This is a genomic window from Xanthomonas arboricola (genome assembly GCF_003353015.1).
Lineage (GTDB): Bacteria > Pseudomonadota > Gammaproteobacteria > Xanthomonadales > Xanthomonadaceae > Xanthomonas > Xanthomonas arboricola_E.
This window is the reverse complement of sequence record NZ_QREM01000007.1, coordinates 247,836-271,332: the sequence shown is the minus strand read 5'-3', so window position 1 is coordinate 271,332 and position 23,497 is coordinate 247,836. Positions and strand designations below refer to the sequence as shown.

At 59.6% G+C, this 23,497-nt stretch carries 19 protein-coding genes and 1 pseudogene; 5 read left to right on the top strand and 15 right to left on the bottom strand.

Annotated elements, in window-relative coordinates; translation table 11 throughout:
- Position 1 precedes the first annotated feature (1 nt).
- The 4 genes from treS to C0541_RS04525 all read right to left on the bottom strand — a co-directional run bounded on the left by treS (position 2) and on the right by C0541_RS04525 (position 7,455).
- Complete coding sequence (gene treS / locus C0541_RS04535) at positions 2-3,301, bottom strand: maltose alpha-D-glucosyltransferase (RefSeq protein ID WP_115046160.1); 3,300 nt, start codon at positions 3,299-3,301, stop codon at positions 2-4.
- Entirely contained in the window at positions 3,298-6,414 is a 3,117-nt protein-coding gene (locus C0541_RS04530) for a maltotransferase domain-containing protein (RefSeq protein ID WP_115046158.1), read from the bottom strand. Before C0541_RS04530 ends, treS begins: the two co-directional genes overlap by 4 nt.
- 328 nt (positions 6,415-6,742) lie before the next feature.
- Entirely contained in the window at positions 6,743-7,012 is a 270-nt protein-coding gene (locus tag C0541_RS20665; RefSeq protein WP_153064956.1) for a hypothetical protein, read from the bottom strand.
- Between the two features lie 122 nt (positions 7,013-7,134).
- Complete coding sequence (locus tag C0541_RS04525) at positions 7,135-7,455, bottom strand: hypothetical protein (RefSeq protein WP_115046156.1); 321 nt, start codon at positions 7,453-7,455, stop codon at positions 7,135-7,137.
- A gap of 630 nt (positions 7,456-8,085) precedes the next feature.
- Between C0541_RS04525 and C0541_RS04520 the strand changes: the two genes are divergently transcribed.
- A complete protein-coding gene (locus C0541_RS04520) occupies positions 8,086-8,385 on the top strand; it encodes a hypothetical protein (protein WP_115046154.1) in 300 nt (99 codons plus the stop codon).
- 77 nt (positions 8,386-8,462) lie between these two features.
- Here the strand turns inward: C0541_RS04520 and C0541_RS04515 are convergent, their stop codons facing one another.
- Positions 8,463-9,143 carry a DUF4142 domain-containing protein gene (locus tag C0541_RS04515; RefSeq protein ID WP_238601263.1) on the bottom strand — a complete coding sequence of 227 codons (681 nt, stop codon included), beginning with the start codon at positions 9,141-9,143 and terminating at the stop codon, positions 8,463-8,465.
- 209 nt (positions 9,144-9,352) lie between these two features.
- Here C0541_RS04515 and C0541_RS04510 point away from each other — a divergent pair, with 209 nt between their 5' ends.
- From C0541_RS04510 to C0541_RS04500, 3 genes are all read left to right on the top strand, one after another.
- Positions 9,353-10,021, top strand: coding sequence for a hypothetical protein (locus tag C0541_RS04510; RefSeq protein ID WP_115046149.1), 669 nt, complete (start codon positions 9,353-9,355; stop codon positions 10,019-10,021).
- 335 nt (positions 10,022-10,356) lie between these two features.
- Positions 10,357-11,616 carry a hypothetical protein gene (locus C0541_RS04505; protein WP_238601262.1) on the top strand — a complete coding sequence of 420 codons (1,260 nt, stop codon included), beginning with the start codon at positions 10,357-10,359 and terminating at the stop codon, positions 11,614-11,616.
- Between the two features lie 236 nt (positions 11,617-11,852).
- Positions 11,853-12,584, top strand: coding sequence for a carbon-nitrogen hydrolase family protein (locus tag C0541_RS04500; RefSeq protein WP_193725864.1), 732 nt, complete (start codon positions 11,853-11,855; stop codon positions 12,582-12,584).
- A 245-nt stretch (positions 12,585-12,829) separates the two neighbouring features.
- Here the strand turns inward: C0541_RS04500 and C0541_RS04495 are convergent, their stop codons facing one another.
- The 6 genes and pseudogenes from C0541_RS04495 to C0541_RS04475 all read right to left on the bottom strand — a co-directional run.
- Positions 12,830-13,219, bottom strand: coding sequence for a DUF6869 domain-containing protein (locus C0541_RS04495; RefSeq protein WP_115046145.1), 390 nt, complete (start codon positions 13,217-13,219; stop codon positions 12,830-12,832).
- 433 nt (positions 13,220-13,652) lie between these two features.
- On the bottom strand, positions 13,653-13,928 hold the full coding sequence (locus tag C0541_RS21260; RefSeq protein WP_153064955.1) for a hypothetical protein: 276 nt from the start codon (positions 13,926-13,928) through the stop codon (positions 13,653-13,655).
- A 388-nt stretch (positions 13,929-14,316) separates the two neighbouring features.
- Entirely contained in the window at positions 14,317-14,826 is a 510-nt protein-coding gene (locus C0541_RS04485; protein ID WP_115046143.1) for a hypothetical protein, read from the bottom strand.
- Positions 14,827-15,355: 529 nt separating this feature from the next.
- On the bottom strand, positions 15,356-15,556 hold the full coding sequence (locus tag C0541_RS04480) for a hypothetical protein (RefSeq protein ID WP_238601261.1): 201 nt from the start codon (positions 15,554-15,556) through the stop codon (positions 15,356-15,358).
- Positions 15,557-16,256: 700 nt separating this feature from the next.
- On the bottom strand, positions 16,257-16,607 hold the full coding sequence (locus tag C0541_RS20655) for a hypothetical protein (RefSeq protein WP_238601260.1): 351 nt from the start codon (positions 16,605-16,607) through the stop codon (positions 16,257-16,259).
- A pseudogene (locus C0541_RS04475) lies at positions 16,607-18,148 on the bottom strand (RHS repeat domain-containing protein); the annotation flags it as partial. The pseudogene C0541_RS04475 and the gene C0541_RS20655, both read right to left, overlap by 1 nt.
- 808 nt (positions 18,149-18,956) lie before the next feature.
- Between C0541_RS04475 and C0541_RS20650 the strand changes: the two are divergent.
- On the top strand, positions 18,957-19,508 hold the full coding sequence (locus C0541_RS20650; RefSeq protein ID WP_153064953.1) for a hypothetical protein: 552 nt from the start codon (positions 18,957-18,959) through the stop codon (positions 19,506-19,508).
- Positions 19,509-19,831: 323 nt separating this feature from the next.
- Here C0541_RS20650 and C0541_RS21170 read toward each other — a convergent pair whose 3' ends face one another.
- The 4 genes from C0541_RS21170 to C0541_RS20645 all read right to left on the bottom strand — a co-directional run bounded on the left by C0541_RS21170 (position 19,832) and on the right by C0541_RS20645 (position 23,228).
- Entirely contained in the window at positions 19,832-20,509 is a 678-nt protein-coding gene (locus C0541_RS21170; protein WP_238601259.1) for a hypothetical protein, read from the bottom strand.
- Positions 20,510-21,001: 492 nt separating this feature from the next.
- The gene (locus C0541_RS04465; protein ID WP_153064952.1) at positions 21,002-21,286 is read right to left on the bottom strand and encodes a hypothetical protein; all 285 of its coding nucleotides are present in this window, start codon (positions 21,284-21,286) and stop codon (positions 21,002-21,004) included.
- Between the two features lie 655 nt (positions 21,287-21,941).
- The gene (locus tag C0541_RS04460; protein ID WP_115046138.1) at positions 21,942-22,586 is read right to left on the bottom strand and encodes a hypothetical protein; all 645 of its coding nucleotides are present in this window, start codon (positions 22,584-22,586) and stop codon (positions 21,942-21,944) included.
- A 381-nt stretch (positions 22,587-22,967) separates the two neighbouring features.
- Complete coding sequence (locus C0541_RS20645) at positions 22,968-23,228, bottom strand: hypothetical protein (protein WP_153064951.1); 261 nt, start codon at positions 23,226-23,228, stop codon at positions 22,968-22,970.
- Positions 23,229-23,497: the final 269 nt, after the last annotated feature.

Sequence of the window (23,497 nt, the reverse complement as noted above, 5' to 3'; positions counted from 1 at the left end):
ATCATGTGTCTCCCGCACCAGCGCGCGCGCGGTGCAGGATGCGTCGCAAGCCCTCGATCGGCACCATCAGCCAGCCGGGGCGGTTGGCAGCCTCGTAGCGCACCTCGTAACAGGCCTTCTCCACCAGAAATAGCAAGGTGGCCGCATTGAACGCTGCCGGTGCGATCCACGGGTGCGTGCTGGCATCGAGCACGGCATGGTACGCATCCAGGAACGCCTGTGTGGAACGGCGGCGGAACTGCACCAGGAACTCGTCCAGATGCGTGTCCACGCCCACGCCTGCGCGTGCGGCGGTGCCTTCCTCGCCACGTGCCGACACTTCGCTGGCGTAGTCGAGCGAGCGCAGGAAGCCGGCCACATCGCGCAGCGGGCTGGCCTTGGCGCGCCGTTCGGACAGCGGCTTGGCCGGCTCGCCTTCGAAGTCGATCAGCACCACATCGTCGAAGGCCACCAGGATCTGGCCCAGGTGGAAGTCGCCGTGCACGCGGGTCAGCAGGGAATCGGCCAGCACGGCCTGCAGCGCTTCGCGTTCGGTCGCATCGTCGCTGCCGGCCAGGCGTGCATTGACGGTGTCCCACATCTCCTCGACCTGGCGGGCGACGCCAGCCACCACATCGTTGGCGGTGGGCAGGTCGATGCGCTGCGGGGCGAAGTCGGCATCGTCGGTGTCACGCGACAAGGCCTCGTGCAACTCGGCCAGGCGCTTGCCGACCACCGCGGCGAAGGCGTCGTACCCGGCGATGGCTTCGGCACGCGACTCGTCGGTCTGCGCGGTGGCGTACTCGTCGAAGCTGCGCGCCAGATGGTCCAGCGTCCAGCGCCAGGCATCGCCCTGGTTGCGGATGAAGCCCTGCAGCAGCGCGATCGTGGTGATGGTGCCCTGCGTGTCGATGCGGCTGACGCTGCCCAGCAAGGGTGCGGCGTTGGCATAGCCCATCTCGGTCAGGCGGCGGCCGATCTCGATCTCCGGGTTGGCACCGTTGGCCACGTGCCGCAGCAGCTTGAACACCGCCTTGTCGGCAACCACCAGCGAGCTGTTGCTTTGCTCGGCCGACAGCCAGCGGATTTCCGGATCCTGCGGAATCTCCAACGCAGCCAGCGCCGGGGTCGCTTCGAAGCGCACCTGGCCCTGCTGCGAGGCATCGTCGCCATCGCAGAACTCCAGCGCGGCGTTGTCGCGCAAGGCATCGATCACCCCGCGCACCATCGGCTTGAGCGCGAAGGCATCGGTGAGATACCCCACCTCGCGACCCTGGCGCACCCGCGCCAGCGCCAGCTGCTCGGCCAGCGTACTGGGGTGGTCGCGCTCCCACACGATGCCGATCGGCAGCATGTAGCTCTCGTGGCGGCCGTCTTCCAGTTCCGCGTCCAGCTCCAGCAGGCTCATCGGCTCATCGCCGGGCAATGGCGTACGGCGCGAGATGCGCACGTGCTTCAGTGCCTGGTCCTTGGCCGAGAACCAGCGCCGTGCCGACAACCAGGCCGGCAGGATCTCGCTTTCCAGCGTGGACAGATGCGGCAGCAAGGCATTGCTCTCGTCGGTATCGCTGCGCAGCACCAGCGTGCGGTAATCCGGCAACGGCACCGGGCTGGGCACATGCCAATCCGGCAAGGTGCCTTCGCTGACCAGCTGGAACGCGTAGAAGCCGAACGGCGGCACCGTGAGCAGGTAGGTCAGCCGGCCGACCGGCGGGAAGCTGCCGCCGCCGATGATGTCCACCGGCACGCGGCCCTCGAACTCGGACAGGTCCAGCTCCACCGCCTGCAGCGTATGCGACAGGTTGGCCACGCACAGCACCGTCTCGTCCTGGTAGCACCGCAGGTAGGCCAGCATGCGGCGGTTGCCCGGGTACAAAAAGCGCAGGGTGCCGCGGCCGAAGGCCTGGTAACGCTTGCGCACGCTGAGCACGCGGCGGGTCCAGGTCAGCAGCGAATGCTGGTCGCGGATCTGCGCTTCCACGTTCACGGCCTGGAAGCCGTACAGCGGGTCCATCACCGGCGGCAGCACCAGCTGCGCCGGGTCGGCGCGCGAGAAGCCGCCATTGCGGTCGATCGACCACTGCATCGGCGTGCGCACGCCATCGCGGTCGCCCAGATGGATGTTGTCGCCCATGCCGATCTCGTCGCCGTAGTACAGCACTGGCGTGCCGGGCATGGTCAGCAACAGGGAGGTCATCAATTCGATGCGGCGGCGGTCGCGCTCCAGCAGTGGCGCCAGCCGGCGCCGGATGCCCAGGTTGATGCGTGCGCGGCGGTCGGCGGCATAGGTCTGCCACAAATAATCGCGCTCCGAATCGGTGACCATTTCCAGCGTCAGCTCATCGTGGTTGCGCAGGAAGATCGCCCATTGGCAGCTCTCCGGAATCTCCGGGGTCTGGCGCATGATGTCGGTGATCGGGAAGCGGTCTTCGCGCGCGATCGCCATGTACATGCGCGGCATCAGCGGGAAGTGGAACGCCATATGGCATTCGTCGGCGTTCTGGCCGAAGTATTGCTGGGTGTCTTCCGGCCACATGTTGGCCTCGGCCAGCAGCATGCGGTCCGGGTACTCGGCATCCAGCGTGGCGCGGATCTTGCGCAGGATCGCGTGGGTTTCCGGCAGGTTCTCGTTGGAGGTGCCGGAGCGCTCGATCAGGTAGGGCACCGCATCCAGGCGCAGGCCGTCCACGCCGCGATCCAGCCAGAAGCGCATCACCTCCAGCACCGCCTCCAGCACCGCGGGGTTGTCGAAGTTCAGGTCCGGCTGGTGCGAATAGAACCGGTGCCAGAAGTACTGCCCGGCCACCGGGTCCCAGGTCCAGTTGGACTTTTCGGTGTCGCAGAAGATGATCCGCGTGCCTTCGTATTCCTGGTCGGTGTCCGACCACACGTAGAAGTCGCGCTCCGGCGAGCCGGCCGGCGCATTGCGTGCGCGCTGGAACCACGGGTGCTGGTCGGAGGTGTGGTTGATCACCAGCTCGGTGACGATGCGGATGCCGCGTGCGTGCGCCTGCGCCACCAGTTGCTCGAAATCGGCGATGCTGCCGTAGTCCGGATGCACCGCCATGTATTCGGCAATGTCGTAGCCGTCGTCGCGGCGCGGGCTGGGATAGAACGGCAGCAGCCAGATGGTGTCCACGCCGAGTTCGGCAATGTAGTCCAGTTTGGAAATCAGGCCCGGGAAATCGCCGATGCCATCGTCGTTGGAGTCGAAGAACGACTTGACGTGCACTTGGTAAATGATCGCGTCTTTGTACCAAAGCTGATCTGCCACCACCGCGGACTGTTCCGCGTCGGCTTGTAACGATGGGACTGCATTCATGCAACCTCTCCTGCGCGGATGCGCCATAACGCGAACGGCCGCGTCGCCTCTAAGCGGATGTGCTGATACTTGCCTTGCCACGTGAAGCGGTGGCCGTCCCACAGATCGTCCACCGCCACGCTGGCGTGATCGAGCAGGCCCAACTCCCACAAGGGAATTTCGATGTCCGCGTCCTGGCCCGCCTGCGGATCCAGGTTGATCGCCACCAGCACCATGCTGCGGCTGCGCGACAGGTAGCCGGCGTCCAGGAACTTGCCGAAGTACAGCACCTGGTCGTTGTGCGCCTGGTAGAAGCGCGTGCCAAGGTGCGACTGCAGTTCCGGATGCATGCGGCGCAGCTGGTTGAAGCGGGTGATCTCATCGACGATGTCGCCGGGCGCACGCTCGGGCCAGGCACGCAGCTGGAACTTCTCCGAGTCCAGATACTCTTCCTTGCCCGGCGCCAGCGGCGTGGCCTCGCATAGCTCGAAGCCCTGGTACATGCCCCATAGCCCCGACAGCGTGGTCGCCAGCGCGGCGCGGATCAGATGCCCGTTACGCCCGCTGGTCTGCAGGAACAGCGGATTGATATCCGGCGTGTTGACGAAGAAATGCGGGCGGAAGCATTCGCGCGGCACGCCCTGGTTCAACTCTTCCACGTACTCCTGCAGCTCGTGCTTGTGGTTGCGCCAGGTGAAGTAGGTATAGGACTGCGAGAAGCCGCACTTGGCCAGCCGGTACATCATCTTCGGCCGGGTGAAGGCCTCCGACAGGAACACCACATCCGGCCGGCGCCCGCGGATGTCGGCAATCAACCACTCCCAGAACGGGAACGGCTTGGTATGCGGGTTGTCGACGCGGAACAGCGTCACCCCCTCGTTGACCCAGAACAGCACCGCATCGCGCAGCGTGTTCCACAGGTCCGGCACCGCACCGCTGGCGTAGAAATCGACGTTGACGATGTCCTGGTATTTCTTCGGCGGGTTTTCCGCGTACGGAATCGAGCCATCCGCGCGCCAGGTGAACCAGTCCTTGTGCTCCTTCAACCACGGGTGATCCGGCGCGCACTGGATGGCGAAATCCAGCGCCACTTCCAGCCCATGTGCACGCGCGGCCTGGATCAGGCGGCGGAAACCATCCAGCCCGCCGAGCTCGGCATGCACCTCGGTATGCCCGCCATCGCTGGCACCGATCGCATACGGGCTGCCCGGCTCGCCGTCGACCGCAGTGACCGAGTTGTTGCGGCCCTTGCGGTTATTCAACCCAATCGGATGGATCGGCGGCATGTACAGCACGTCGAAGTGCATCGCGCGGATATGCGCCAGCCGCTTGATCACATCGTCGAAGGTGCCGTGCCGCTGCGGATCGCCGCTTTGCGAGCGCGGGAACAATTCGTACCAGCTGGCGAAATGCGCCGCGCGCCGCTCGGACTCCACCCGGAAGGTCACCGGCGTCTCGGAGCGGAACGGCTTGTCGTCGGCTGCTGCCATCGCCTGCGCGGTGTCCGGCTCCAGCACGATCGCCAGCTGCTGCAGCGGCTCGCTCTGCGCACCGATGCGGGTGAGGACGGCCTGCAGGCGCTCGGCCAGCGCACCGTTACTGCGTGCGTGCGCGGCCTGCACCACGGCCACTGCTTCCTGCACATCCACCGGCAGCACCGTGTTGGCGGCGCGCTTCTTTTCCAGATCCGCATGCAAGGTGGCGAACACATCGCGCCAGCCTTCGACGCGGAACTCATAGGTGCCGATGCGCTCGAGCGGGAACTCCGCGCGCCAGCGATCGTTGCCCAGCGCACGCATCGGCGCACTGGCCCAGGTCTTGGCATCGGCCGGGCGCCACAGCACCGCCACCGCGATACGGTCGTGCCCATCGCAGAACGCATCGGCCTCCACGCAGATGCGGTCGCCCACGGTGCGCTTGACCGGGAAGCGGCCGTTATCGACCGACGGCGTCACCGACTCGATGCACACACGTGGCCAGGCGGCCGCGGTCTGCGCACGCGGGCGCATGCGCGGCACCGCCAGCACATGCCGCGCCGGCACGCTGCGGTACACCCGCACCTCGCCCGGCTCCAGCGCTTCCAGCGTCGCACCGGAAAGCGTGCTGCCGTCTTCGCCCACCAGCGCTTCGGCATCGCCGAGCAGGCGCAACAGGTCCGGCGCCGGGACCGGCACCACATGGTCGGCATCGCCGTTGATCAGCAGTAGCGACGGCAAGCCCCCCAATGGCTCGATGGCCACCGCCGTCAGACCGGTGCCCTCGCGCAGCAGCGGGCGCAAGCGCAGGCCGGCAGTGCTGGGCGGCACGCCATCGCGCGCCCTGATCGACAACGGCAACGTCTCCAGCTGCGCCTCGTCCAGCAACCATGCCCCGCCCAGGGCCTGGGCCAGCTGCCAGTGCTGCCCGGCAGCGGCCGCAGGTTTGCCCTCGGGCGCACCCACCACCGCAACGATCTGCGACGCCAACGCGCGCAGCGCCGTGTCTTCGTCGAAGAACCAGCTGCCGCGGCCGTCCCACCATGTGAGCGAGGAGAACGCCACATCGAACCCGGCACCGGCCAGCTGCTGCAAGGCCTCGATGCCCAGGCCCGGCGTCCACGCCGCAAACACCACCTCCGGTGCCTGCGCATGCACGCGGGCGATCAACTCGCGCCAGCGTTGCGCCGGCACCTGCTGCGGCTGCAACAGGCGGAAGCCGGCCACGCCCTGCGAGGCCCAGTCCAGCAAGCTCGCGCTCCACCACTCCACCAGCGCCGCACCTTCCTGCGCATAGGTGAAGCGTGCCTCGGCCACTTCGGGCGTGGCGCGCGGCTGGCGCGGGTCCGGCACCGCCGTGCTGCGCGCACGGAACCACTGCGGGTTGTCGCGTACCACCGCGCTGTCGCCACCCACTTCATCCAGGCGCACGTCGAGCAGCAGCTTCACGCCGGCGCGGTGCGCGGCCTGCACCACCTCGCGCAGGCGCTGCGCGTCGGCCTCGCTGGCACCGGCCACCTCACTCAGCCGGCCCTGGGCGTCGCGCGCAAACGGCGGCGCGAGCACCACATGATCAAAGCCCGCCTCGCGCGCCGACCTGCAGCGCTGCTCCAGCCCGGCTTGGTCCCCGGTTGCCTCGTTGAGAACACAGATCCGCATGGCGCCCCCTCAGCCGACCACGGCGCAGACGCGCGCCGTGACAAAGAACGCGATACGGGCCGACCCGCCCCGCAGACCCGCCGGTGCTCGGTCACGACGCACCAGTCCAACTCCCGTCCGGATCGACCCATCTCTACCCGATCCCTGGTCGACCCTTCCCACCGTGACTGCACTCATGCGCAACTCCGCAACGATTCTTGACCGATGCAGTCAAGCACCCCGGCTGCGAATTTCATGTGTCGGTGGAATTGACGAAAATCAAACAAGCGCGGCTGTGGTGAAGGCTCAGGCAGCACTGGCCAACGCCCAAGGCTTGTAGGCTAGGGCCTCAACCTGCAGGGAGAGCAAGGATGCGGAGCGACGTCATGGCGGCACTGCTGGCCATCGCCACGGTTGCAACGGCAAAGGAGACGCCAGTGATGTCGGACACCGGGATCTGGTTTTTTACTAAACCAGACCACGTTTTTTTGCTTGGTGGGAAATCGCGCAGTGCATCTGCAGAGACCACCGTGAGCGCCGCCAACTGAGCAAACAAGAACGGGGCCAGACTGCGCTTTCCTGCGGACGGATCTACAAAGGCAGCGGGTTCGCTTGCCATTGACCGATGTTTAGCAACCCAATGGCACAAAAAGGCATTGCGCCATCCACGTGGCGGACAGGGGCATGGTGGTACTCCCGCACGTCTCAGAAGCAGGTTTCTCAGTTAGCGGGTGATATGCATCAAAGCTTATAACCCCATTTCCCGATAATGGCTTCCAAGATGGCCTGATTCGGGACGCTCGCGCCGGGACAAGTCATCAGATATGCCCGGCGTGCCGCCGCCGTGGCTGGCGAGTCGAAGTGCGGGTCCCACACCTGGATGGCGTGGAAGACGCCAATTGGTGCTGCACATTCGGCAGTCGGAGCGCCGAAGCCGGTCTTGCTGGCCATGCAAAGAAAGACCGAGCAAGGATCTGGCGCCTGGGCGCGAGCCGGGGCGCTCAGGCCGAGGCCTAAAGCCGCAGCCAGCGCGAAAGTGGCAGCAGTGGTGCGTGGCTTCATGATGAATACCTCCCTGGTAGTAGTTGAAATGACGTGCTTGTCTCTGGGCGACTTGCGTTAAGCATGGCTCTGCGAGACAGCTCCGGCACCGCTTGCGACGGTGTCGGCTGGGCCACATGATGTTCCGTCTTCGCCAGAATGGCGGTGGTCAGGTTATCACGCGGACCGCCAGCGGCGTAGGCTTAGGCGTGGCCAGCTGGCCGCCGTAGGTACGCTGGTAGTCAGTCCAGTCCCATGGCGCAACGGATAAACGCCTGCATCATCCAGTGCACATCCTGTGGCTACGCCTTCAGCGAAGCCTAGTCGCTTAAGGCAGCGCCCGCGGAGGGACAGCGCGGGGAGGCACGGTTGCTTGCGGGTACTGGCCGTCGCCGATTTTGCTGGTTGATAGCACCGCAACGTATTTGACGTCATTGCAAAGCTGCGATGACGCTGGGTGCTGAAGCAAACACGTTCAGTGGATGCGTGAGAGCAGATCACGTTGATGGGATTCATGGTCGCCGCAGGTGAGCACATCGGCAACCCTGGGGCCAGGTGGCAAGGCGCAACAAACAGGCCAGTACATCGTCGTTTGCATTTAGCCTGCACAGGCCTCCCGGCTGGGGCAATTTTCAAGATCGATGTGACTATATGAGCATTCAAACAAGAACCACCAATGCATTTGCGATCCGCTCTTTCCTGTCGCTTGTCGGTGGAGTGGTCTTGTTTCAAGTCGGAAACACGCTGGGCAAGGGCTCCTCCTATCAGATCAACTGGTACTTCATTGCCCTTTGTGCGGTCTATGCATTAATTCCGATCGCCATTCTCCGGGCCATCTGGCGCCGCCCCAATTTTTCCAGGCGTCTGTATTCGATAATTCTTGGCGTGCTGGCGCTGTTGGCAGTTGTGGGAGGAATCGCTTTTTCCCTGATTCCCTTTTCGGGCCCCTGAAACTCGAAAACGGCGAAGTCTCTCCCTCGCCGCTTGCAAACCAGGCGTGGCAGACCAGCGATCTGCCACGCCCGCGCTTACATTGCCTTCTTGATGGCTTCCGCCTTCGCCAGGTGCTGCTCGACGTGCGTCTTGGTCTCGGTCAGGTGCTGCTTGACCGGCTCGGTCGACGCTACCGTCATCATCTGCGTCTGGATCAGCTGCAGCGCCTCCTTGTGCCCGGCGATCATTGCATCGATGTAGGCCGCCGCGTAGTCCTTGCCGGACGTCTGGCCCAGCGTGGACAGGTCCTGCTCGCCCTTGCTCTCCAGCTTCTTGACGTCCGGGGTTTCGGCCAGTGTTCCCAGCGCCTTGGTCTTTTCCAGGTTCTCGGTGTGCTCTTTTTCCATCATCTTCGCGTACTCGAGCACCGCGCCGGTGACCTTCTTGTCCTGCGCCTGCTTCGCTGCGGCGATCTCGTGGTTGTTCACCGCCCCGAGCAAGCCAAGGGCGATGTCGTCTCCGGAACTCGCGCGCGCCGCGCCTTCCGGCGCCGGGCTGGCTTCGCCGACGGGCGGCGTGGTCGGGGTTGCCGCGCCACCGGTCGGCGTCGGCTCGGTGGACGCGGCAGGCGCTGCGGCCTCCTTGTCGGCATCAGGCTTGCAGCCAGCGAGCGCCAGCGCTGCGACCATGGACAGGACCAACAGTGATTGTTTCATGCTCCACTCCCTCTCGATTGAAGACAGCAGCATCTGCCTGCCCAGGTGAAGAAGCCCCATGCACGCCCACCAGGTGAATCAGACGCAAGCATGGGCTGCGGGGCGTAGAAACGCTCCGCACTGCACGCGGCGGCACGCGCCTGCGCGCTGAGCGTGAAACTGCACGTAGGTCGGCGCGGCTGGGGCATGCGTGGCGTGTGGTGGCACTTTCCTGCTGAAAGACGGCCCGGTTTGCCGCACACTACCGCGCCACATCTGGAGTGATTGCGATGCGTAAGGCCTGGATGCTTACCCTGTTGGGCGTTTCGCCGTTGGTCCACGCCGCACCTGCCGCCGACGATGCCACCTGCCGCAATGGGTTGTTCACCAGCGCGCCGGTGGCGTTCTCCCTCGGCAAGGTCATCCCGCCGCGCCTGTACCTGCTCAAGGACACCGATGGCTGCCCGGACACGGGCGGGGCCGCGTGCCAGGGGCGCGCCTACGTGGTCAAGAACGATGTCGTCCTGACGGCGCAGCGCCGCAATGCCTATGTCTGCGTGCTCTATCCCAACAAGGGCGGCGGCACCGCAGGTTGGGTCGCACAGTCCAGCCTGCAGATGCAACCAAGCGCGGCCACGCCCACACCGCAAGCATGGAACGGCCACTGGCACTATGGCGACAACACGCTGCAATTGACCACCAACGCAGACGGCAGCATCACCGTCAACGGCGATGCGTACTGGCCCAGCGCCTATCCCGATCCGGAACAGACGCCGGGCGGTCCGCACACCGGATCGGTCACCGCGCGCGGCTATCCCGAAGGCAACCGCGTCGAGGTCAACGAGAACACCTGCAAGGTACGCCTGCAATTGCTGGGCGACATGCTGCTGGCCGACGACAACCTGGAATGCGGCGGAATGAACGTGTCCTTCGGTGGGGTGTATCGAAAGAAGCCATAGCAAGCGCGGGCACCCTGTGCGCCACTCCCGCAGAGGAAGGCGCACACGTGGGTGTGCGACCTCCGAGCACCGGCCCCTCCCAACGCAACCCCCACACGCCCCAGCCAACGGAAGCAGGCACGCCATCACTATCACCACGGCATAAAAGCCGATGCAAGGTGGCGCAGTGCGGTTTCCGTTGGCCTGCACCGGCCAGAACGGATGCGGCTCGCTCGACCCCGCAATCGGCCAATGCACGGAAGCAGCAGGAAGCACCAGATCACCTGGCCAGCGGTGGCGCACCACGTGGACCGGCGTCATCTATCATTGCCGATTGCTGTTCTGAGGGAATTGCGTTGAGACGTTCCGCCACGCGTTTGATGCGCGCGCCGCTGCTTGCTGCCATGGCGTTGCTTGCCGCTTGCAGCACAACCAACACCACCAACAAATCGTTGCCGCCGTCGGCGGACAATCCCGTCAACACCAGTTACTGCATCGGGCGTCTTGCCGTGACGGCTGATGTTCCCCTGCATTTCCTGGGGAGTTCCGCGCAGTTTTACTGGGGCGACATCGACAGCTACCGCGAGGACGCGACTAGCTATGCGCAGCGCCTGCTGGCCGCGCAAGCACCGGCCAGCAATGGCCGGGTGCGCCAACTGATCAAGCCCGTGGAAACGCTGGCGCAGGACGATGGCAGGGTCATCGTCGTACACGCCGAAGACGCGCTGCCGCTCGACCCGAATGTGGTGCAGGTCACCGGCTTCATTCATCGCGATGGCACGACCTTTCGCTTCCAGAAAACGGCCATCAGCCGCCTGCAGGACATCACCGAACGGCGCACCAAGGACATCCTGGCATCGATCACCAGCAGTGCAGCGCCCTTCCCGCCAGCGGCGCAATCCCGGCAGGGGTTTTGCGTCATGCACGGCGCTGTCAATCTGGCACCTGGGCACGACTGGCACGAAGCCTCCAGGGTCGAGGGAGAATTCACCCTGCAGGAAACGCGCTACCGTTTCAGCCTGCGTTCGCGCTACTTGCGCTCGCTGTCGTTGAACGAACAGGAAGTGACAAACCAGCGCGATCTGCTACTGGCACTGGCGGGCGCCGTCCCGAACTCCAGCCTCGTCCCGATCAGTGAACTGCCGGTCGCCACCAGCAACCTATCGCAAGCCAGTGCCCGCCTGCTCGAGATGACGACAGCCGATGGTAGGCACCAGGTCTATGAGTGGCACATGCCGGCGGCCAGTACGGCACCCGGCACGCCCGCAACGTTTCTCTACATCTGGCCAGCGTCCGGGCAGGCGCCAGCGCAGGACCAGGCCAGGTTCAGAAGCTGGGTGGTGGCCCATCCGCAGCAGACGACACCGCTGTTGCAGATACAGCAACTAGCCGGCAGCGTTGAACAGCAGCAGGCGACGCCAGCAGGAGAAGAGAGCAGGCTGGTGTACCGGATGCAGCTGCATTACCACGGCGACCAGGTTGCCGGCGGGCGCCATTACGTGATCCATAAGGATGGCCAGAAGGTCGATGATGGATTCAGCGATGCCCATGGTTTTACCAAGGCGCACAACGCGGATTACGATCAGATATGGACAACCGAGGTGCTCAATAAGTGAGTACATCCCTCAGCGCGTTGTGCCATTTTTTCCAAAGAAGCAAGTCGGAGAAGATTGGTAAAAACCCACGCTATACATCTGCTCTATGCCGTTGATGAAGACAAGGACGGGCCAAGACGCTCCGCTTTTGAGGGCACGAGCGTGCGAGCAGCATATGCGTAATTCGAGAGCATGCTGGTTACCAGTCTGTTGGAATCCGCTACGCTCAACCCCAATACGTGGACACGAGACAGGCAATGAAGCTGACAGCCGCGCAAATCCTTTCGACGCCTGGCGAAATCGAAGGGAATATCAGCAAGCACCTCGATGTCATTCGCCTGGCTGCGAGCAAGGGTGCCGATGTGCTGGTCTTTCCCGAGCTGTCCCTCACCGGTTACGAACCCGGATTGGCGCAGGCCCTGGCGGTGCAGCCGGCTGATCAGCGCTTTGATCAATTTCAGCTGGCAAGTGACCGGTACGGCATGCTCATCGCCGTTGGCGCGCCCACGAAGGGGGCAAAGGGCACCGAAATCAGCATGCTCTGCTTCCAACCGGGGCTGGAGCGCACAAGCTACTCCAAACAGCAGTTACACCCCGACGAGTTCCCGTTCTTCACCGCCGGTAGCGAGCAGCTTGTTCTCAGACACGCAGATCAGGCGTTGGCGCCTGCCATTTGCTACGAGTCACTGCAGGCAAGCCATGCAGAACAGGCTGCGGACTCAGGTGTGGGCGTGTATCTGGCAAGCGTGGCCAAGTCGGAGAGGGGGGTGGCATCGGCCTACAGTCACTATCCGACGATTGCAAAAACGCATTCCATGACTGTCTTGATGGCGAACTGTGTAGGCCCCGCCGATACTTTCATAGGAGCGGGTCGGTCTGCCATCTGGAGCAGTGACGGTGACCTCGTTGGCAGCGCTGATGCCTTCCAGGAGGCATTGGTGGCGTACGACACGGGGACCGGAAAAGCGAGCGTCTTCAGCTTAGCTTGAGATCAGGCCAAGGCCAGTAACAGGCAGCCCTGTCTGTGCGGTGACACTCGGCAATCCCACTTGCCCGCAACGTCAGCAGCTGCGCGAGGACATCCGCGGCGGCAGGTTTGGCTTGAACGTATTGTCAGGAAGCAACCACCTGGGGGTACAGGTCAACACGGACTCAGCGCCACTGCGAAACAAGGTCAGCTTGGCCTTATAAGTGAAGCTGACACCGTTCTTGGTCGCCCGGTATCGATGAAGTGTCAGCCAGCATCTGCGAACTCCCCACGAGCTGCCACGAACCGCGACCAGACCTCTGGCGTGCCGCTTTCCCAGGCGCCATGGAGCATCTTGCGAAAGACGGGATCGGTGCCTGCCTGCGCCTCGATGCGCTCAATGAATACCGCACCGGAGCCATCGAGCAAGTCTTCGACCAGCCCGGCGGCGACCATACCAAGCACACGCTCTGTTGGCCGGCGCCGAACTACCTCAAGAATGCCGGCCCAACATTGCTCTGCATCTTCACCGACCAGCTCCACCATGAACTCATAGGCAGCCAGATAGTCCGGGTGCGAATCATCCAGTGAAGCCTCGGCCTCATGAACGCGGATGTACGCATGCGCCCACTCTTCAATGCTGGACCATGCATGCATTCTGACCACACCATGTTTCGAAGTGCGCCGTGCACCGAAATGGTGCCGACTTGAATGAATTGCTGTACGCCGCCGGATTGCGGGACACAGACTAGCCGCTAGGCAGCATGCTCAGGCTCCCAACGACGGTAGGCAATATGGGCCAACGCCGAAAGCTTGTGTGGATATGCCACGGAAACATGCTGATCATCTAAATTCCACGGCGCCGGGAAGTCAGCAATCACTTCCGTTGCAGCGCATGAGCCGCTGTCGAGCGCAGCCTTGGAAGGCTCTCCATCGTACTCAAATCGCAAACGAACAACGCTTGTCCCGGGATCAGCCTCAATAGACGCTTGTCTAAGCTGTGGATGGGTCTCACCAAGCAAAGCACGCTGGAGAGACAACAGAAGAGCAGCGCCGCAAGGCGGCGTCGACACGGATGAATTATTGAGCCTCACAACGCAGGCCCGCGAGACTCCACGGCTGCTAGTAATTGCTGCATTCGGTGCGTGGCCTGATCCAAAGGGCCGCCGCCGTAGCCCAGCTTCCGTGCTTGGCACAATAGCGAGTGCCCCTCATCGGAAGCGCCACGGGCGGCAGCTGCGGCAGCCAAGTTGGCATACGGAACCGGGTACAGATGATCTAGCGCCAATGCATGTTTCCAGGCAGCTTGTGCCTGCTCAAGCTCACCCCGCGCCGCATAAGCGACTCCGAGGTTGTTGGTCACCATGGCAGCGAGGCTTGGAGTATAAGTAGACCAGCCTAGCCAGAGTGCGAGACGCCGCCATGGCTGTGCTTGGAGCTGAGTGAGCTGGTGATGGAACTGGACGGCCGCCTCCTCAGGCTTGCCTTCAGCAAGTGCGCGCTGTCCTCGAAACAGAGGCCGCAGCAGCAAGCCCTGAAGTCTGCCAGGCACGAGGAGCAGGAAGCCGACCGTAAGTAATGCAGCGCTGGAGCCGCCTGCAGCGCGGACCACGGTATACGTCAGCGCGCTTAGCGCGCCAAGTACAAGCAAATAACCCGTTCTGTATCTAGCGATGCGAGACATGCTGGTGAGCCTAACGCCTAAGTTGAGCTGCGCCGTGGATCGGCTTCGGCTTGAATGATTGGACTAAGCTTCAAGAACCTTGGCCGCATTCTTTCACTACGATTGGCTCAAGGTACTCCGGCAATGTTCCTGCAGCATTCATCTGAGTTAGCTCGTCTAGTCTCGGGATCCGGGCCGCCGGATTCGCCACAAGAAACGCTCTATAAGCCTTGAGCATGCCGCGCATCCCAGCGAGTTGTCCGGGCACGACCTTCCCCTTGTCGCTTGGGTTGCCAATTTGATGCGCGGCGCTTCCAAAAATGAACTGTACCAATAGCTCTGCAGAGTTGGGAACATCGGTCGCTAGAATTGGTGTAAGTACGCCTGGGCAAACGTAATCGACTACATCCTTGCTCTTCTTTTCCCAATCTATGAGGAGCGAGCGAATGGCCGGCGCGCTTTCGTCAAGCGGCTTCTCCTCAAGGAATCGTGTCAGGTCTACGACTTGATCTGTCTTAACCCTGAGCTTGCCGCCATGCGCTAGCGGAGCCGCAAGCAAGGTGCTCGCTAAAGCAATGGCCAAGAGTGCTGCAAGTTTCATCGGAGTGCCCCGCTTAGGCCTAACGTTTGATCAAGCCTTCCCGTGAAGCGGGTACAGCTTGAGTGGATTGATAGGCTCCACTCTACAACGCCTCTGGATGCAGAGGGCGAAGATGTGGAATGGGAAACAGGGCTAGGTTGACTTTTAAGTAAATCTCACCCCTTCTGCACTAAATCTATGAAATCCCCAGCCTCAGCATCGTAGAACCGCGCACCAAGCAGGTTGCACAGCCTCTGCAACATTGCAGCCTCTCTTTAACCCCAGGCGCCTGATACGGATATGGTCCGCGGCTCCTCGCTATCCTCAGGTTCCTCGACTCGGAAATCTAGTGCCAAACTGGCATCCTTAGCGGGCACGCAACTTCCGATTGCAGCCAGGACATCTGCCCTTGGACCAAGTGGCTCTGGAGCCCAGTCCTCAGGTAACTCACCCAGATCATCATTTGCGCGCAAGATAACTCCGGTGTTTGCCCTGCAACTTCATGGGCAAAGCCCTTGATGGCTGCGCCAGCCTGATACCCTTGCATAGATCAGCAAGAAGCCTCGTAGATTGCTGTACTTACGATCATCCCGGTGATGCCGGCGGCCGCCATGAAAAATCCCCTCCGGTCCCAAGTCGAACGAAACGGCCGCTTCTCGGGCGCGACAAGAAACGCGCCCCAGCGTATCAATCCACCGGCGCCGAGCAAGAAACCGGCAATCAGCATGCAAAAAATGTAGACGAATTTCATGGCGAGCAGGCCGAGTGGAGTAATGGATCAGGTTTATAAGCCTGACCCCATTCTTACATGAGCAACGAGCGGGCGTAGCAGGCGGTCGAGGTGGTCTGGCGTGAGATGCGAAACGACAGCTGGTTACCCCATCTGTGTGCTCCTCTGCGCGGCGATCGGCGCGTTGGGCTCGGCTGCAGGTTTGTCGGGATATCGACTGCTGGGAAGAGCAGAGCGCTGATATGGATGTGAGAGTGCCGCCGTACCGATGCGTCCCGCGGAAGATACCCTTGAGCCCTTATCTCGAGAAGTAAACCTGACCCCGTTTCCCCGTTTCCCCGTTTCCACATAAAATTGAAACAGTGTGAGCTCTCAAGTCGAACAGGCCGTAGGACGTGGAACCCAAGAAAATTTTAATCAAATTCCCAGTTTTTTCTAACACCAAAGTTAAGGCGCATTGGATCAGCGTGTGGCGCAAATGGCGAGTTCTTTCCGCCATTTGAACCGTGCGCCGATGTAATGTAGGCAGCGAAAAACGGAGTCAGATTGAACTTTCAAGCGAACCTGACTCCGTTCTTAAAGCATCCCTCATGGGCGCACTTCTTCCAAATCGTGGCGCACCAGTGTGATCTCGCAGGGAGCCACATGGGGAAACCTTAGGCCCAGCTTGGATTTTTGATGATTAGCACAGCTAATGGCAAACCTGGGTGGTGACCTCTGATCAGTAGCTACCCGTGCAATTCCAGACGTTTTGGGCGTCTGTAGATCGATGGACGCATAAGTTACTGCCTAGGCCAAAATACTTGATTATCAACTCGTAATTATCAGGCGAATTTGAGACAAAAAATAACTTTATATTTGCGGAATCAACATCCGTCATGATTTCCTTATAATTGTCAAGCTCATCAATCGAATTGGGATAAGCAGCCCTTTCAATACGATAAGCTTCGATTGAACGAACTATAGCATTACCGACCTCCTTCGTCTTCTTGGCTTTCATACCTTGGCCAGGAGCAGCACAAGCAGACAAGGAGATCATAAGAATAATTGCCAGCCTTAAGTTATTAGCCATCATTGCCCCATGCACCCATTTTGCACCTCGTTTTGCAAAGCATTCCAAATTTCCCCGGCTAAGCTACTTGAGTCGCTAGCAAGGTACGAATCTTCCCATAACTGAGCCTGTGCTTCGTACTTGCCATCTCCAAAAAGCGCATTAAAGTATTGAGATGCTTGTTCAGCGCTAGAGGGACTCGCGTAATCATAGGGACTTCCAAAGCCAAGTGTATATCCAACCTGAGGAAGTATGAGGCGTGAGGTGACCTTTGCACCTCTACGACGTTGCCACACATGAAAAACCTCGTGAGCAAGAGTTGAGCGCGCTTCAACTTTATTGAGGTCGATGCCTTTACCTATATCGCCATCAATAAAAAGGCTTCGTGGCAGCTTAACATTGCTGCCACGCAGAGACGAGCCGCGGCTTCCCGATGCTTGCTGGATATCTAGTGATGCAGTATCGAAGCTGCTACCGAACAGAGTGCCAATAAAAGCAGATTCTTGAGCAAATGGCGCACGAAGGCCAAATGGATCAGAGGAGAAAAACGGGCGATTGTTAGCATATGAGTAGCTATTCAGCCCCCCTCTTAATCCAATCGGATCACTCTGCCCGTACCGACCAGTGGCCGCATCGTAATCGCGAAAGTAGTTCTGATTGAACCCGCTCGCTGTATCAAACCGCTGGCCTGGGAAGCGCATGTCGAACACCATCGCGGCGCCATCGCCATCCGGATCCTGGTTGGGCGCGGTGTTGCCGAAGGCTTCGCCCTTCAGGCTCCAGTTCCACACGGCAATGTCGCGGGCGGCATCCACGACTACACGCGGGCTGCCTAGGTGGTCGGGTTCGATATAGTGCAGTTGACCACCGTTGGCCAACAGGCCCACCGGCAGGTCATCCAGCCAGATCGCTTGTTGCTTGGGTGCACCGTTAGTGTCGTAGTCGCCGAGCCAATGGCCCGCCTCGTCGTAGAGCGTATAGGTGTTGGTGGTGCCCAGGTAGCGACGGACTTGCTCACCCCGGCCGTTATAGCGGTAGTTCATGACCGCGACACCTGCGCGCTTGACCTGGGTCATGCGCGCGGTGGTGTCGTACAGGTACTCGCGTGCCTTGCCGCCGATGGTGAGGGTATTGCCCATCTTGTCGTAGGTGCGCGCCACGCCTGCGACTGCGCTCAGGCGGTGGTTGGTGGTCGGGTAGGTGTAGGCTTGGGTAGCACCGCCAACTTTGGCGCTTAGGCGATTGCCGGTGGCATCGTAGCTGTAGCCGTCGATCACGGTATTGGCGGCGCCGTCTTTCAACGCTGTCAGCCGGCCCAGCGCGTCGTAGTCCAGACGAAGTTCTGGTGTTGGGTTGCCGGCCGGCGTCAGCGCAGTGAGGTCGCCAACGGCGTCGAAGCCGAAGCCGATTTCCAGCCCGCCAGCGCGGGTGTCCTGGATGCTCTGTGGCCGGTAATCCTGATCGTACCTGCGCGCCAACTTGCGGCCGTTGCCGTAGGTCCAGCCGGAGGATGGGCCGAACGGATAGTAGGTCGCTCCGCTCAGCAGACGTTGGCGGCTGCCGCTGTCAGCTCCCCGTAAAATTGGTCCATCCATAGTTAGAGGTCTCCGGGCACACTAGCCACCAAGGAGACCAGCGATGCGCAAGAGCAAGTTCACCGANGCACGACAGCCTGGGCGGGCTAACACCCGCCGAGTTCCGTGATCAACATCAACCGCAGACCTCTAGTTTTGGCTGGCATTGAATTAAGGGGAGTCGACAGGATCGGGGCGGGGCTCGGGGATGGCGGGGCGGTCGAGGTAGGGCCGCGGCGTGATCGTTGGGTCGAGCGAGCGCCAGACGACCTCGGTGGGCGGCGGCACCGTGGCGCGCTTGCGCGCTGGCTTGGGACGGGACGTGGATCGACGCATGGCAAAGCCCTCCTTGACGAGCAGGCCCCGCCGCCGGGTGGCGACGGGATGTCGGGAGGTTAGAAACCGCTAAGAGTCGGCGGGCGTATTTCCCCGAAGGGTCTTGTATTAGCCGCCCTCCCGACGCAGGCATCGCGTCGGTTGCGCCCGCAAGAATCTACAGGCACAAAAAACCCACCGGTTTGACGGAGGTGGGTACCGCTCTTAGAGGAGTTTCTACGCTCCTTGAGGTAGAGATTGCTGCGGGTTTGTTGGGATGTCAACTGCTTTGGGTGGCAAAGCGCTGATAAGAATCGAGAGCGCCTCCCTGCCGACACGCGCGGAAGATATCCCTGAGCCCCTATCTAGCCGATTTTCTTAAAGAAGTGAACCTGACCCGTTTGTCATGTAAGGATATTCCTGACATTACAATGCGGGTTAATCTATGCAGACTCAGAGCGGACTATAAAGCTAACCGCCCATGACTAGCACAGACCTATTAAATCTCGCCGATTACCACCCATTCTTTAATTTCATTAATCAGGTGGCCCTACTCTCTGAAGAGAGTGACTTGTATCTCGTTTCACTGATGACCACTCTAACGGTGCCTGACATTTGCGGGGCCCTCGAAAGCGACGATGGCCACGCGACTGGCAAGAAATATATGGAGTGGTTTAAAAAATGGATGGCTTTTAAATATCAAGCAAATGGCCGCCCCACGCTTGACGGAAAGAACTGTTACAGCCTAAGGTGCGCTGCACTCCATCAAGGCAGGTTGAACCACAAAAATCTAAATTTCAACGGAGTGATATTCTTCAAACCTGGAGTGACCGACGGGTCTTTTCATAATCACATCTTAAATAGTTATTTGCATATTGATGTTCAGAAATTTGCTCACGACATGGTTAATAGTGCGACAGATTGGTTCGAAATTGTAAAAGGTACCGAGCCCTTTGAGTCTAACTTTGAAGAATCGATGCAAATCCGCAAGAACGGTTTTGGCGGAATTTACGGCGCATCTGTTATTGCTTAAATCAATAAATTATCGCAATTTCACAAATTTAATTGCTTTATAGAAGCGCATTCAGGTTATCCTTATCTGAAACTCACCTGGCTCTCCACCACGCACAGCAACACGATTTCTACTTGAACTCATGACGAGGTTGCAGGAACGCGGAATGGCTCCAATACTCGATATCCGTAGCTATGCCAGATACATTCAATAAGCTCTATGCCTACAGATGAGTGAAGGAAAAAATTCGGGCTTACTTCTTAAGTGAATCCGCCCCGTTCTTTCGACCACGTTTTTCGCTTATTTAAGCCAAGCCGCGAAGCGACGTCGGCTTGGACGAATTGTTAGGTCTCTTCTGGGCCGTGCCCAAGATGACTATCCCAATCGCAGCTGCCACAGCTAGAGAAGTAATGACCATCTGGCAGAATCTCAATATCAAAGTGTGTCCGGATGTTTCGAGAAGAGCATATGGGACAGCGATCTAATTGATTTGTGCTGATCCGCTGCACCAGCTGGATAAAGTGGCCGACAATCGTCTGACAAGAATGTAGAGCAACTGATGCTGCTATTTCAGTGGCGTTGCGGTGGTGCGTGAGCCAATTCGCCAACTGCCAAGTCTCTTTGGCTAAAGTCTTCAGATACTGCCGCAACTCCCGATTGCTTCCTCCACCGCAGAGGGTGTTCATGAGAAGATCAGACCACGCGATAAAATTTGCTGCTTGTGGTACTTCGGAATCCTCCGGGATCTTAACTCTGCGGCGAACTGCTGCTATAAGCGATAGAAGAGCTTCTCGAAGCTGCATGCCAACTGCTTGATAATCTTCGGCTTCGACAGCATGGCCTAGGTGGCGCTCGGCCTGATCCATTCGGCGAATTACCTCATCGAATGGCGAGGGGTCTTCAGCGTCTGCTCTTCCCGATCTGTCCCGGAGCCTGGCCATAAGGCCGATGCGGAAGGAGAGGGTGTAATCCAAGCTAGGGAAGTGGCGCTGCGAATAAAGGTTAGTCAGGTTCGTGAGCACCCACCACCTGTCCTTATCTGTAGTCACATCCCAGATCTAGTACATTTGGCCAAACACCGCCTCGCGCTTAACGCGCTCTACGTGCTGTACGACCTCGTCCCGTGCTTGGCCCTGTACGTAATTGCGAATGTCCTGTTCGGCATGCGCACCGCCTTCGACGCTGTATCGGCTCAGCTCACCAGCTGGTACCGGATGCGTGTGCACGGTGCAGTCAGATGGTTCGTCACTGGCTTTACCCTGATCCGTTGCCACGAAAGTCTCCTGTGAGGTCTAGCGCCTGAATTAGTCAGCTCCCAAGCGAAGCGATTTATCCATTCTAGCGTAGAGCAGGTAAGTCCTCATCTTGGGCGTCAACCAAAAGATCGTCGTCATATGCCCAGACTAGGATCGCGCGCCCGTCAATTGGGCCGTCGTGGATACGCTCGGTCATTGCCTAACGCCTGAGTTAAGCCGAGCCGCGAAGCAGCTTCGGCTTGAACGAATTGTTTGGCGTCACTTGCCTCCTCTCAGAACGCGGTCAATCTCAATGAGCATCTCGCTATTGCGTTTGAGCTGCCGATACAGCTCATTAAGCAGATCTTGCGCCTCCTCTGCGGTTTTCTCGCGTTGCTCCGTCGTCTTTTCTTTGACCAGACGCTTTAGGCGATTGGTGATCGTTCGCTTCTTGCCAAGGAAGCTGTAGTCATTGACCGCCCAATATATTTCCCAGTAGTCGTACTGGGGGTACTTCTTCGCCAAGTCCGTCACCTTCTTGCCCTTGCCAAGAAGATCATTCATTGCCTCGAGCTCTTGCTTAGAAATTGCCATTGACTCCCCTTGTTGGTTGGTATGACGCCTAACGCTGGAGTCAAGCCGACCCGCGAAGCGGACTCGGCTTGAATGAATCGTTATGCCCTACAGGCGACCTTCACTTGCGGATGCTCAAGTCGTAAGCAGCTCAAGTAGACAATAAGTATTTGTTTCTTCTCTCTGATGGATCGAATTTCAATTTTGCAGCCCGAGTGCCTATCCTCAACCATTCTTATGGCTGTCGCCTCACTTCCTGCTTCCACAGTGTAATTGCTCGCCGTTCTGCTCTCGTTTCCACTTGAATTTTTTCTTATATAAACGTAGCTGATCGTGTACTTAGCCATATGATGCTCTCGTTTTGAATTGGGAATAAAGCGGTCTTAGGTTGGGCCTAATGTCTCACATGAGAGGCGCGGCCCGGTTGCCTGGACACATCCTCTCGATGGAAGAGTTAGGCGTCTGCGTTCTCAAAGTGACTTACTTCGGTCTGAACAGTTTTTTTTGCAAACGCGGTATTCAAGGTGCTGGACCAGTCAATTGGTTTCAGTTGGATCCAATTTAAGGTTTGCAGGAGGGTAACTAACCCTAGACCAAATGCATTCCCAGTAGCCGATTCGACTCTAAGGTTCGTCTGAATGAATTGTTAGCTTGCAACCGATTCGCTGTCGCCAAGCAGGGAGCGCAGATCGCTTTCTAGAGCTTCCTTAGCTACCGGGACTTGATCTTTGAAACACTTCCAAGACTTCAACCACACCTCCATTTTCGCAATCCGGCCCTCTCGACCCAAATGCTCGTCCGGGCGAGACATGTAGACATTCATCTCTATCGCAGCGCCTTTTATCTGATCGACAAGCTCATCGATCTTGGCGCATGTTGCCTTTGGAACGTAGATTTTAGTCTTTCCAAAGTATCCGACCAGATCATTGTATGAAACGACGAAGTCCGAGTATTTATCTTGCTTGGTCGGCTCACCGCCGTACTCGATGGGTGAAGCATAGCTCGCCCCCCGGCGTGACGTCTCAACAATACGCTCGTAGATGCCCGCGATCGCATCTGCGCGCCTTTGGTGGAGACTTGAGAATACGATGTTGCGTTCTTGAGCAACGAGACTGAGCTCATGGCGAAGCCGCTCAGTTGCCGTTTGATTTGCGGCGGTTAGCTCCGCCCGATGCCGCTCAAGGTCTTTCGATAGGAAACTACCAATAAGTGATTTTGCTAGCCAGCCTAGAACGGCAAGCGCTAAAGCGTTACCAGTTACCGCAAGAGTGATGGTCTGCCAATCTGTCATTGCAAGCTAACACCTGAAGTAAGTCGAGCCGCAAAGCGGTTTCTGCTTGAATGAATTGTTAGCCAAACAGCGTGGACGTGAGTGCCAATAGCTTCTGCGAGTCGAGTGACCCACTACGCTCGGTTTCTCGTAGCAACTTGTCACGGATGCAGTCAGCTCCCGACACAAGACCGCTGCCGTAAGCAGAGTGAAGGATATCCGCAAGAGCAGCGACGGCGCCTGTGCGGTCGGGTGCATTGGGCGCGTCTATGTATGTAGCGACGAAGCCTGATGCAACTTGTTCCAGAATTTGGGGTGCCATTATCTCTCCGTTGTTTGGCTAACATTGAGTTAAGCCGCGCCGCGGAGTCGGCTTGGACGAATTGTTGTTAGGCGGGTGCCCTAAAGCCTTGCAGGCAACAGCTGCCAGCGCGAGGAATCGACACCGATGCGGGCGGAGGCCTCGCGTATTGCCTCTCGGGCTCCGGCGAGGTTGCCATCGGGGAGGTTGCACTCAACTAAATGCGTATTTGCCTCGTCAAATTCGTGGCGCATATGCCACTTACAGTTGTAAAGGCTATGACCACAAGCCTTAAGGAATGCTAGACACTCGTCAGCAGTCATGCTCTGCAGGGTCAGACGAAAGCTTTCTTCACGTTCCATGTTGCTCTCCTTGAAGTAGTGCTACAGAAATTTTGAAGGCTGTTTGCTGCCGCCCGGGTCGGGCCTTCCGCTAACGGCGTTTGACTATGCTACTAGTGTCCGTGATGTACAGTGCGCGGTCTAACTTATACTGGAGCGCTTTAAGCGCGGAGTTCCATGATCCTCGCCGACTCCCTAACCGCGGTCAATCACCACAAGCATTTGAAGCTCATCTCTTTTCAGCCGTGTTCCTGCCTCTAATGCCTGGTGTTAGGCCGCGTCTTTGCGGA